The 12,053-nt window shown below is 53.1% G+C and carries 6 protein-coding genes, 3 pseudogenes and 2 other annotated features; of the genes and pseudogenes, 6 read left to right on the top strand and 3 right to left on the bottom strand.

The window, feature by feature from the left end:
* Positions 1-19: 19 nt before the first annotated feature.
* Entirely contained in the window at positions 20-1,213 is a 1,194-nt protein-coding gene (yphH, locus tag SF2597; RefSeq protein NP_708387.2) for a NagC-like transcriptional regulator, read from the bottom strand.
* Between the two features lie 117 nt (positions 1,214-1,330).
* Here yphH and SF2596 point away from each other — a divergent pair.
* The 6 genes and pseudogenes from SF2596 (at position 1,331) to yphB (ending at position 10,259) form a co-directional block, all read left to right on the top strand.
* Positions 1,331-4,612 (top strand): annotated as a pseudogene (locus tag SF2596).
* Positions 4,613-4,708: 96 nt separating this feature from the next.
* Positions 4,709-5,691: a sequence feature (Similar to Escherichia coli K12 LACI-type transcriptional regulator gi: 1788898 (328 aa). BLAST with identity of 97% in 327 aa. This CDS contains an in-frame stop codon. The sequence has been checked and is believed to be correct.), on the top strand.
* A pseudogene (gene yphF, locus SF2595) lies at positions 4,709-5,691 on the top strand. It overlaps the preceding feature by 983 nt.
* 22 nt (positions 5,692-5,713) lie before the next feature.
* Positions 5,714-7,225, top strand: coding sequence for an ABC transporter ATP-binding protein (gene yphE, locus SF2594; protein NP_708385.1), 1,512 nt, complete (start codon positions 5,714-5,716; stop codon positions 7,223-7,225).
* Positions 7,226-7,249: 24 nt separating this feature from the next.
* Positions 7,250-8,248 (top strand): transport system permease, encoded by a 999-nt coding sequence (gene yphD, locus SF2593; RefSeq protein NP_708384.1) that lies wholly within the window; start codon positions 7,250-7,252, stop codon positions 8,246-8,248.
* Positions 8,249-8,280: 32 nt separating this feature from the next.
* Positions 8,281-9,375 carry an oxidoreductase gene (gene yphC / locus SF2592; protein ID NP_708383.1) on the top strand — a complete coding sequence of 365 codons (1,095 nt, stop codon included), beginning with the start codon at positions 8,281-8,283 and terminating at the stop codon, positions 9,373-9,375.
* A gap of 11 nt (positions 9,376-9,386) precedes the next feature.
* Positions 9,387-10,259 carry a hypothetical protein gene (gene yphB / locus SF2591; RefSeq protein ID NP_708382.1) on the top strand — a complete coding sequence of 291 codons (873 nt, stop codon included), beginning with the start codon at positions 9,387-9,389 and terminating at the stop codon, positions 10,257-10,259.
* A 47-nt stretch (positions 10,260-10,306) separates the two neighbouring features.
* On the opposite strand, the gene yphA is transcribed toward yphB, so the two are convergent.
* Entirely contained in the window at positions 10,307-10,801 is a 495-nt protein-coding gene (yphA, locus tag SF2590) for a hypothetical protein (protein ID NP_708381.1), read from the bottom strand.
* A gap of 24 nt (positions 10,802-10,825) precedes the next feature.
* Positions 10,826-12,048: a sequence feature (Similar to Escherichia coli K12 ferredoxin reductase subunit of phenylpropionate dioxygenase gi: 1788892 (401 aa). BLAST with identity of 99% in 408 aa. This CDS contains an in-frame stop codon. The sequence has been checked and is believed to be correct.), on the bottom strand.
* Positions 10,826-12,048: pseudogene (gene hcaD / locus SF2589) on the bottom strand. Its footprint overlaps the feature before it by 1,223 nt.
* Positions 12,049-12,053 lie beyond the last annotated feature (5 nt).

Raw genomic sequence — 12,053 nt, 5'->3', positions numbered from 1 at the left:
TTTCTACGTTATCGCGCCATCAAATCTGTCGTAACTGCGCCTCAACATACAAATAGCCAATTCCCAGCACCTGTTGTGCGCGGCTTAATTGCCCGAAGCCAATTTGCGTCGCTTTCACGCTCGGTCCTTCGTCGCGGTCGAACGGGTTAAATCCTGTCTGGCGAATAATAGTATTAAGCCAGTTCTCACCAAAGGCACAACTGCGACCGTACAACCAAATCTGATTAATATTGAGGATGTTGAGGAAGTTATACAGACTCAAACCAATGGCATTGGCAGAGCGATCAACCCAGCTGGTGATCCACGGTTCTCCACTCTGCCAGGCAGCGATTAACTGCGCGGTTGTCAGTTTTTCAGGCTCAAGCTGAGTATTAACCGGTTGTGATTTTAGCCATACCCGCGCCTGTTTTTTTAATGCACTTAACGAGGCGACGGTTTCCAGGCTGCCGTAACGTCCACAGTCGCAGACGACTCCATCCGGATTAACGATGGTGTGACCAATCTGTCCGCTACCATACAAACTGCCGCGATAAATTTGCTCGTTAATCACGAACGACGAGCCAATGCCGTAATCAACGTTGATCACGCAGAAATCCCGTTCCTGCGAATTATTTTGCCATTTCTCCGCCAGCGCCAGCATCACGCAGTCATTATCGACCAGCACCCGAATGCCCAGCTTCTCTTCCAGCAGATACTTCACCTCAACTGGCGTTGTCCACGGCGCTTGCGGCATGGTTTGCGATACGCCGGTCACCGGATCAACCTGCCCGTGGATTGCCAGCGCCAGATTGATGGTGCGGTCCGGCCACAATTTACGGTGGCGATGCCAGCATTTTTCGATTTCGGACAGCAGCGCCTGCGGCGTCGGTACATCAATCTGTAAATACTCAAATTCGCCTTTCGGACTTAAACAAGCATTAGCAACCTGACACTCAATACTGGTGGGCGTCACGTTCAGGCACAGCGTCCAGTCACCTTCCGGCGCAATCAGCCATGTACCGCTACTATGCCCGCGCGTCTGGCTTTCATCGTCAATATTCACCACCCGTTTTTCGCTTTCCAGTTCCTGCAAAATATTACTGACTGCCGGAATCGAAATTTGCGCCAGCCGGGCCAGCGTTGATTTATTGGCGCGCTTTTGCCGGTACAGCAGTTCCAGAATCACGCATTTGTTATGGTGGCGAATCTGTTGATTGTTAATGCAGGCTCTCATCTTCACTAAACCTTGTTTAGTTAATTGCGTGATTATTCCGCGAAAACATTGCCAGATTGTTCAATACACTGCCACAAATCTTTTAATTCAGTATGTCTTGTTAATATTGAGGGCACCATGACTCCAGTAAAAGTGTGGCAAGAGCGCGTTGAGATCCCGACCTATGAAACCGGGCCGCAGGATATACATCCCATGTTCCTGGAAAATCGCGTTTATCAGGGATCGTCCGGCGCGGTTTATCCCTACGGCGTGACCGATACGCTGAGCGAGCAGAAAACCCTGAAATCCTAGCAGGCGGTGTGGCTGGAAAACGACTACATCAAAGTGATGATCCTGCCGGAACTGGGCGGTCGGGTGCATCGCGCATGGGATAAAGTGAAACAGCGCGATTTTGTCTATCACAATGAAGTCATTAAACCTGCGCTGGTGGGGATGCTGGGACCGTGGATCTCCGGCGGGATTGAGTTTAACTGGCCGCAACACCATCGCCCGACCACCTTTATGCCCGTTGATTTCACCCTCGAAGCCCATGAAGACGGTGCACAGACGGTGTGGGTCGGCGAAACGGAGCCGATGCATGGTTTACAGGTGATGACAGGTTTCACCCTGCGCCCTGACCGGGCGGCACTGGAAATCGCCAGCCGCGTCTATAACGGCAACGCCACGCCGCGTCATTTCTTGTGGTGGGTCAACCCGGCAGTGAAAGGGGGTGAAGGGCATCAGAGCGTTTTCCCACCGGATGTGACTGCGGTGTTTGATCACGGCAAACGGGCCGTCTCCGCTTTCCCCATCGCCACCGGCACTTACTACAAAGTGGACTACTCCGCCGGAGTGGACATTTCTCGCTATAAAAATGTGCCTGTTCCAACCTCATATATGGCCGAAAAATCGCAGTACGATTTTGTCGGCGCGTGGTGTCACGATGAAGATGGCGGTTTGCTGCACGTTGCCAACCACCATATTGCGCCAGGTAAAAAACAGTGGAGTTGGGGACACAGTGAATTTGGCCAGGCGTGGGATAAGAGTCTGACCGACAATAACGGCCCGTATATCGAACTGATGACCGGTATTTTTGCCGATAACCAGCCTGATTTTACCTGGCTTGATGCTTACGAAGAGAAGCGTTTCGAGCAGTATTTCCTGCCTTATCATTCTCTGGGCATGGTGCAAAATGCCTCCCGCGATGCGGTGATAAAACTCCAGCGTAGTGAGCGGGGGATTGAGTGGGGGCTGTATGCCATCTCTCCGTTGAACGGATACCGTCTGGCGATCCGCGAAATCGGCAAATGCAACGCGTTGCTCGATGATGCCGTGGCCCTGACACCAGCGACCGCCATCCAGGGCGTGTTGCACGGTATCAATCCTGACAGACTGACCATTGAACTCTCCGATGCCGACGGCAATATTGTACTGAGTTATCAGGAACATCAGCCGCAGGAGTTGCCGTTGCCGGACGTCGCCAAAGCGCCACTGGCAGCACAAGACATTACCAGTACAGATGAAGCCTGGTTTATCGGTCAGCATCTGGAGCAATATCATCACGCCAGCCGTTCACCGTTCGATTACTACCTGCGCGGCGTGGCGCTGGACCCGCTGGATTATCGCTGTAACCTGGCGCTGGCGATGCTGGAATATAACCGCGCAGATTTCCCGCAAGCGGTGGCGTATGCCAGTCAGGCGCTGAAACGTGCACATGCGCTGAACAAAAACCCGCAGTGTGGACAAGCAAGTTTGATTCGCGCCAGTGCTTACGAACGTCAGGGACAATATCAACAAGCCGAAGAGGATTTCTGGCGTGCGGTCTGGAGCGGCAATAGTAAAGCAGGCGGCTATTATGGTCTGGCACGACTGGCGGCGCGTAATGATAACTTCGACGCGGGTCTGGATTTTTGCCAACAAAGTCTTCGTGCCTGCCCAACCAATCAGGAAGTGCTTTGCTTGCATAATCTGCTGCTGGTGTTAAGTGGTCGTCAGGACAACGCGCGTTTGCAGCGCGAGAAACTGCTGCGTGATTATCCGCTGAACGCCACTCTGTGGTGGCTGAACTGGTTCGATGGTCGTAGCGAATCAGCCCTCGCGCAGTGGCGCGGTCTGTGTCAGGGACGCGACGTTAACGCTCTGATGACCGCCGGGCAACTGATTAACTGGGGAATGCCCACCCTGGCGGCAGAGATGCTGAACGCACTGGACTGCCAGCGCACGCTGCCGCTTTACCTGCAAGCCAGCTTGCTGCCGAAAGCCGAACGTGGCGAACTGGTCGCAAAAGCCATTGATGTCTTCCCGCAGTTTGTCCGTTTCCCGAATACGCTGGAAGAAGTGGCGGCGCTGGAGAGTATTGAAGAGTGTTGGTTTGCTCGCCATTTACTGGCCTGCTTCTACTACAACAAACGTAGCTACAACAAAGCCATTGCCTTATGGCAACGTTGCGTAGAGATGTCGCCGGAGTTTGCCGACGGCTGGCGCGGGTTAGCGATCCATGCGTGGAATAAGAAACACGATTATGAGCTGGCCGCGCGTTATCTTGATAATGCTTATCAGCTTGCGCCGCAGGATGCACGTCTGCTTTTCGAACGGGATTTGCTGGATAAGTTAAGTGGAGCCACACCGGAGAAACGACTGGCGCGTCTGGAAAATAATCTGGAAATTGCGCTGAAACGCGACGACATGACCGCAGAACTGCTCAATTTGTGGCATCTCACGGGTCAGGCAGACAAAGCGGCGGACATTCTCGCCACGCGTAAATTCCACCCGTGGGAAGGCGGGGAAGGGAAGGTCACCAGTCAGTTTATCCTCAACCAGTTATTACGCGCCTGGCAGCATCTTGATGCCAGAGAGCCGCAGCAGGCCAGCGAACTGCTTCATGCCGCGCTGTATTATCCGGAGAATTTAAGCGAAGGCCGTTTACCGGGGCAAACTGATAACGACATCTGGTTCTGGCAGGCGATATGCGCCAACGCGCAGGGCGATGAAACTGAAGCGATGCGTTGTTTACGTCTGGCGGCGACCGGCGATCGCACCATTAACATCCACAGTTATTACAACGATCAGCCGGTTGATTATCTCTTCTGGCAAGGAATGGCGCTGCGACTGCTGGGTGAACAGCAAACCGCACAGCAACTGTTTAGTGAAATGAAACAGTGGGCGCAAGAGATGGCGAAAACCAGTATTGAGGCGGATTTCTTTGCTGTTTCACAACCTGACCTGTTATCGCTGTATGGCGATTTACAACAGCAGCATAAAGAAAAATGCCTGATGGTGGCGATGCTGGCGTCCGCGGGACTCGGGGAGGTTGCGCAATATGAGTCTGCTCGCGCTGAATTGACGGCGATTAATCCGGCCTGGCCGAAAGCGGCATTATTCACCACTGTGATGCCTTTTATTTTTAACTACGTTCACTAAACCCTATTAACTGTAATATTTGAGCGGCACGCGCTGCCGCTCATCACAAAATAATTAGAATAAGCCGTTGTTAATAAAAACCCTACAGGAGGCACTATGCCTAAAAAAATGAGAACAACCCGTAATCTATTATTAATGGCTACGCTATTAGGTAGCGCACTATTTGCCAGGGCTGCGGATAAAGAAATGACCATTGGTGCAATATACCTTGATACCCAGGGATATTACGCTGGAGTGCGTCAGGGCGTTCAGGATGCGGCAAAAGATTCTTCAGTACAGGTACAGTTAATTGAAACTAACGCCCAGGGGGATATTTCGAAAGAAAGTACCTTTGTTGATACCCTCGTGGCGCGTAATGTCGATGCCATTATTTTATCGGCAGTGTCTGAAAATGGCAGTAGCCGTACCGTTCGTCGCGCCAGTGAAGCGGGTATTCCGGTGATTTGCTACAACACCTGTATTAATCAAAAGGGTGTCGATAAATATGTCTCGGCGTATCTGGTCGGCGATCCACTGGAATTTGGTAAAAACTGGGTAACGCTGCCGCCGATTATTTTATTGCCAATAAAATTGACCAGCCGAAAATTGCCGTCATCAATTGCGAAGCCTTTGAAGTTTGTGTGCAGCGACGTAAAGGATTTGAAGAAGTATTAAAATCCCGCGTTCCCGGCGCGCAAATTGTCGCTAACCAGGAAGGGACTGTTTTAGATAAAGCGATTTCCGTTGGTGAAAAACTGATTATCTCCACGCCGGATCTCAACGCCATTATGGGGGAGTCGGGCGGTGCGACACTCGGCGCGGTAAAAGCGGTACGTAATCAAAATCAGGCCGGAAAAATTGCTGTTTTCGGTTCGGATATGACAACCGAAATTGCTCAGGAGCTGGAAAACAATCAGGTGCTGAAAGCGGTAGTGGATATTTCCGGTAAGAAAATGGGCAATGCTGTTTTCGCGCAAACATTGAAGGTTATCAATAAACAAGCCGACGGTGAAAAAGTGATTCAGGTGCCAATCGATCTCTATACCAAAACGGAAGATGGTAAACAGTGGCTGGCAACGCACGTTGATGGTCTGCCCTAATCGCTGATTCGCAGAGGTCCCTATGTTCACGGCAACAGAGGCAGTCCCGGTAGCAAAAGTGGTGGCAGGAAATAAGCGTTACCCCGGCGTCGTTGCGCTGGATAACGTTAACTTCACGCTCAATAAAGGCGAAGTTCGTGCGCTGTTAGGTAAAAACGGCGCGGGCAAATCGACTCTCATTCGAATGCTTACCGGCAGCGAACGCCCGGATAGCGGTGATATCTGGATTGGCGAGACGCGACTGGAAGGTGACGAAGCTACGTTGACTCGCCGTGCCGCTGAACTGGGGGTTCGTGCGGTTTATCAGGAATTAAGTCTGGTGGAAGGGCTGACGGTGGCAGAAAACCTCTGCCTTGGTCAATGGCCTCGCCGCAACGGCATGATTGATTACCTGCAAATGGCGCAGGATGCCCAACGTTGCTTACAGGCGCTGGGCGTTGACGTTAGTCCTGAACAACTTGTTTCAACGCTAAGCCCGGCGCAAAAGCAACTGGTGGAAATTGCACGGGTGATGAAGGGCGAGCCGCGCGTGGTCATTCTTGATGAACCCACCAGCTCGCTTGCCAGTGCAGAAGTTGAACTGGTGATCAGTGCGGTGAAAAAGATGTCGGCACTGGGCGTGGCGGTGATTTATGTCAGCCACCGGATGGAAGAAATCCGCCGCATTGCCTCCTATGCCACCGTTATGCGCGATGGTCAGGTGGCGGGCGATGTGATGCTCGAAAACACCTCCACGCATCATATTGTGTCGCTAATGCTAGGGCGTGATCACGTTGATATTGCGCCGGTTGCCCCTCAGGAAATTGTGGATCAGGCCGTACTGGAAGTCCGTGCGTTACGCCATAAGCCCAAGCTGGAGGATATCAGCTTTACGCTACGTCGTGGCGAAGTGCTTGGCATTGCTGGCCTGCTGGGGGCAGGGCGCAGTGAATTGCTGAAGGCGATTGTTGGGCTGGAGACGTATGAACAGGGCGAAATTGTTATCAACGGCGAGAAAATCATGCGCCCCGATTACGGCGACATGCTGAAACGCGGCATTGGCTATACGCCAGAAAACCGCAAAGAAGCGGGGATCATTCCCTGGCTAGGCGTTGACGAAAATACAGTGCTGACCAATCGGCAAAAAATCAGCACCAACGGTGTGCTGCAATGGTCCACCATCCGCCGCCTGACCGAAGAGGTGATGCAGCGGATGACGGTCAAGGCTGCCAGTAGCGAAACACCCATCGGCACGCTTTCTGGTGGCAATCAGCAAAAAGTGGTGATCGGTCGTTGGGTCTATGCCGCCAGCCAGATTTTGTTGCTCGACGAGCCAACGCGCGGCGTCGATATCGAAGCCAAACAGCAGATTTACCGTATTGTCCGTGAGCTGGCTGCCGAAGGAAAAAGCGTGGTGTTTATCTCCAGTGAAGTGGAGGAATTGCCGCTGGTGTGTGACCGCATCCTGTTATTACAGCACGGCACGTTCTCGCAGGAGTTTCACTCGCCGGTCAATGTGGATGAGCTGATGTCCGCCATTCTGTCTGTGCACTGATGAATTTTACCGAGGAACCTGAAGATGTATGCTTCGTCATTACCATTGCCGCAGGGCAAGAGCGTCTCGCTCAAACAATTTGTCAGTCGCCATATTAATGAGATCGGTTTGCTGGTGGTGATTGCCATTCTTTATCTGGTCTTCTCCCTGAACGCGCCTGGCTTTATCTCATTGAATAACCAGATGAACGTGCTGCGCGATGCCGCCACCATTGGGATTGCCGCCTGGGCGATGACGCTGATTATTATCTCCGGTGAAATTGATGTCAGCGTTGGGCCGATGGTGGCTTTTGTCTCGGTGTGCCTGGCATTTTTGCTGCAATTTGAAGTTCCGTTGGCGATTGCTTGTCTGCTGGTGTTGCTGTTAGGCGCGCTGATGGGAACGCTCGCCGGGGTGCTGCGCGGCGTGTTTAACGTACCAAGTTTCGTTGCCACACTGGGGCTGTGGAGCGCTCTGCGCGGAATGGGGCTGTTTATGACCAACGCACTGCCAGTGCCGATTGACGAAAACGAGGTGCTGGACTGGCTGGGCGGACAATTTCTCGGTGTGCCAGTATCCGCGCTGATCATGATGGTGTTGTTTGCGCTGTTTGTGTTCATTAGCCGAAAAACCGCCTTCGGGCGCTCGGTTTTTGCCGTTGGCGGTAATGCCACGGCGGCGCAGTTGTGCGGTATTAACGTTCGTCGAGTGCGCATTCTTATCTTTACCCTTTCGGGATTATTAGCGGCGGTGACCGGCATTTTGTTGGCGGCACGCCTCGGTTCCGGTAACGCAGGTGCCGCAAACGGTCTGGAGTTTGACGTCATCGCCGCGGTCGTGGTCGGCGGTACGGCACTTTCCGGCGGTCGCGGTTCCCTGTTCGGTACATTGCTTGGTGTGCTGGTGATTACGCTAATCGGTAACGGTCTGGTGCTGCTCGGTATTAACTCCTTTTTCCAGCAGGTGGTACGCGGCGTCATCATCGTGGTGGCGGTGCTGGCGAATATCTTGCTGACCCAGCGAAGCAGTAAAGCGAAACGCTAAACCTTAACGCCCCTGGCGCGGGTGCTGCAGGGATGAAAATTAATCGTATTGTTAATGAGGGATTTATGAAAACGATGCTGGCTGCTTATTTACTAGGAAATTCAACCGTCGATCTGCGGGAAGTTGCGGTGCCGACGCCGGGGATTAACCAGGTACTGATCAAAATGAAATCCTCCGGGATTTGCGGAAGCGATGTCCACTATATCTATCATCAACACTGTGCCACGGCGGCGGCACCCGATAAACCGTTATACCAGGGATTTATCAACGGTCATGAACCGTGCGGGCAGATTGTGGCGATGGGGCAAGGCTGCCGCCATTTTAAAGAGGGCGACCGCGTGCTGGTGTATCACATTTCTGGCTGTGGTTTTTGCCCGAACTGCCGCCGCGGCTTTCCTATCTCTTGTACTGGCAAAGGAAAAGCGGCTTACGGCTGGCAGCGTGACGGCGGTCATGCCGAATATCTGCTGGCGGAAGAAAAAGATCTGATCCTCCTGCCGGATGCGCTGAGCTACGAAGATGGTGCGTTTATCAGTTGCGGCGTTGGCACGGCCTATGAAGGGATTTTGCGCGGCGAAGTTTCCGGCAGCGATAACGTGCTGGTGGTCGGTCTGGGGCCGGTCGGCATGATGGCGATGATGCTGGCGAAAGGTCGCGGTGCAAAACGGATCATCGGCGTTGATATGCTGCCGGAACGTCTGGCGATGGCAAAACAGTTAGGGGGGATGGATCACGGCTATTTAGCAACCACCGAAGGTCTGCCGCAGATAATTGCTGAACTTACCCACGGTGGCGCGGATGTTGCGCTCGATTGTTCCGGTAATGCCGCAGGTCGCTTGCTGGCACTGCAATCCACTGCTGACTGGGGGCGGGTGGTTTACATTGGTGAAACCGGAAAAGTGGAATTCGAGGTCAGCGCTGATCTGATGCACCATCAACGGCGGATTATCGGCTCCTGGGTGACCAGTCTGTTCCATATGGAAAAATGCGCCCACGATTTGACTGACTGGAAGCTGTGGCCGCGTAACGCCATTACCCATCGCTTCTCGCTAGAACAGGCAGGTGATGCCTATGTGCTGATGGCGAGCGGCAAATGCGGGAAAGTTGTGATTAACTTCCCGGATTAAGGAGTTAGCGGATGACCATCTATACCTTATCCCACGGGTCGCTAAAGCTGGACGTTTCTGACCAGGGCGGCGTAATCGAAGGCTTCTGGCGCGATACGACGCCGCTCTTACGTCCTGGTAAAAAAAGCGGTGTGGCAACCGATGCCTCATGTTTTCCGCTGGTGCCATTTGCAAACCGGGTGAGCGGCAACCGTTTTGTCTGGCAGGGGCGTGAGTATCAACTGCAACCGAATGTTGAGTGGGATGCGCACTATCTACACGGCGATGGCTGGCTGGGCGAGTGGCAATGTGTCTCGCACAGCGATGATAGTTTGTGTCTGGTGTATGAACATCGCAGCGGTGTCTATCACTATCGGGTAAGTCAGGCGTTTCATTTAACGGCGGATACGCTGACGGTGACGCTCTCTGTCACCAATCAAGGGGCAGAGACGCTGCCATTTGGTACCGGCTGGCATCCTTATTTTCCGTTGTCACCACAAACGCGGATTCAGGCGCAGGCGAGCGGTTACTGGCTGGAACGGGAGCAGTGGCTGGCGGGTGAGTTTTGCGAGCAGCTACCGCAGGAACTGGATTTTAACCAGCTCGCGCCGTTGCCGCGTCAGTGGGTGAACAATGGTTTTGCCGGATGGAATGGTCAGGCCCGCATCGAGCAGCCGCAGGAAGGTTATGCCATCATCATGGAAACGACGCCACCTGCACCGTGTTATTTCATCTTTGTTTCCGACCCTGCGTTTGATAAAGGATATGCGTTTGATTTCTTCTGTCTGGAACCGATGAGCCATGCGCCGGATGAGCATCATCGCCCGGAAGGGTGTGATCTCATTGCGCTAGCACCAGGGGAATCAACAACCTCAGAGATGTCGTTGCGGGTAGAGTGGCTGTAATTTATAAAATGCCGGATAAGGCGTTCACGCCGCATCCGGCATCTTTCCTAACGCCGATCGAGAGAAATTGCCCCCGGTCCGGTAATTGCCAATAGCAAGAACGCGCCAGCGATACTGACATTCTTCCAGAAATTAATCATATTTGGCCCAACCGCATCGCCGGTCATATCCCAGTAATGGTGACCAATCACCGCCGTACCCAGCGTGTAGAAAATAAACAGCACCGCCAGCGGACGGGTGAAAAAGCCAAGCACGATTAATATCGCGGCGGGCACTTCCATAACTACCGCAATAATCGCTGCCAGCATCGGCATTGGCGCGCCCAACGAGGCCATATATTGGACCGTACCGTCAAAGCCCATCATTTTGGGAAAACCAAAAATAATGAAAATTAAGACCACGGCGATACGGGCAATTAATAACAAAACGGGGCGGGCAGCTCCAAAATCAAAATAACGTAGTGTGTTCATAACCAATCCCTTTGCAAGATAATGTGATTTAAACGTAATACACACTCTTGCACCTCGCCACGCCCCAGGCATTGAGATATTCGCTAATTATCCTGATTACAGTGATTTAAGCGCGATGTTCTCATCTATCAGCAGTTTCGCATCAAACGTTTTGCCGCTCTGGATCCATTTGCGAATTGGGCGAATCTCACGGCCCTGATTCAGCGTGACCGCACCGATAAGCACGCCGTTTTGCAGATTAAACCAAATCGCCTTCTGAGTTTCCGGGTTGCCACGACAAAGCCAGTCATCGCCACGCATATCGCCAATAAACTGTAAGTTATCACTGTACTGATCGCTCCAGAACCACGGCGGCGGCAGTAGCGGTAGCGGTAGCCCTAACATTGCGGCAGCGGCAATTTGCGCCTGGTTATTGGCGTTTTCCCAGCTTTCGCAGCGGTGTAGTGCACCATTATCAAGACGAGTGATTGCCACATCGCCACCGGCAAAGATCGCGGGATCGCAGGTGCGGCAAGCCTCATCAATGACAATGCCATTGGCAGTATCAAGGTTGGCCTCGCGAGCCAGTTGCTCGTTGGCGCTGATACCAATACCGTAAATCACCACATCAGCCTGAAGCGTTTCCCCACTTTGCAGCGTCAGTTCTACTTTTTCACCATCGACCACATGTTCAATGGCATTATTGAGCAGAATGCGCACACCAGCCTGCTGATGGCGCTGTAAAAGATAGCGTTGCACGGGCGGTGGTGCATTACGGCCCATGACGGTTGCCGCCAGTTCAATCACTGTCACCTTACATCTGCGCTGCGCTGCGCTGCGCTGCGCTGCGTGGCGCTGGCAGCCAGTTCCAGACCAATAGTTCCGGCACCGACAATCACGACTGACCGTTCGGGCTGCAGAACTTCTCGCAGTCTGGCGGCATCACCGGCATGGTGTAGGGTAAAGCAGCGTTCTCCCAGTGCATCAAGCAACGGCAGCGGTCGAGCTGCCGCGCCGGTTGCTATAAAAAGCTGATCCCAGTGCCAGCTTTCGCCGTTGGTTAACACTAACTCTCGTGTGTCGCGACCCAGCGTTTTGATGGTTACACCGGAATGCAGATGAACATTGTTTTCCTGCCACCAGTTAGCGGGTAACACCTGCTGTAACTGCGGGGAATCTTCCAGCAACATGGATTTCGAGAGTGGAGGTCGTTCATAAGGAAGATGTCGCTCATCGGAAAACAGATGCAGCTCACCGGTGAACCCTTGCTGGCGTAGCGAGGCCGCAGCCATTGCCGCCGCTTGCCCGCCACCGACAATAATGATCGTTTTTTCTTTCATCGTGC

This window comes from Shigella flexneri 2a str. 301 (genome assembly GCF_000006925.2).
Lineage (GTDB): Bacteria > Pseudomonadota > Gammaproteobacteria > Enterobacterales > Enterobacteriaceae > ECMA0423.
Note: the sequence above shows the minus strand (reverse complement) of the source record. Positions and strands in the feature narration are given on the sequence as shown.

Excerpts from the sequence above, each read along its gene's own strand:
- yphE (NP_708385.1), top strand. The coding sequence starts at position 5,714 with ATGTTCACGGCAACAGAGGCAGTCCCGGTAGCAAAAGTGGTGGCAGGA.
- yphA (NP_708381.1), bottom strand. The coding sequence starts at position 10,801 with ATGCCTGGGGCGTGGCGAGGTGCAAGAGTGTGTATTACGTTTAAATCA.
- yphD (NP_708384.1), top strand. The coding sequence starts at position 7,250 with ATGTATGCTTCGTCATTACCATTGCCGCAGGGCAAGAGCGTCTCGCTC.
- yphH (NP_708387.2), bottom strand. The coding sequence starts at position 1,213 with ATGAGAGCCTGCATTAACAATCAACAGATTCGCCACCATAACAAATGC.
- yphB (NP_708382.1), top strand. The coding sequence starts at position 9,387 with ATGACCATCTATACCTTATCCCACGGGTCGCTAAAGCTGGACGTTTCT.
- yphC (NP_708383.1), top strand. The coding sequence starts at position 8,281 with ATGAAAATTAATCGTATTGTTAATGAGGGATTTATGAAAACGATGCTG.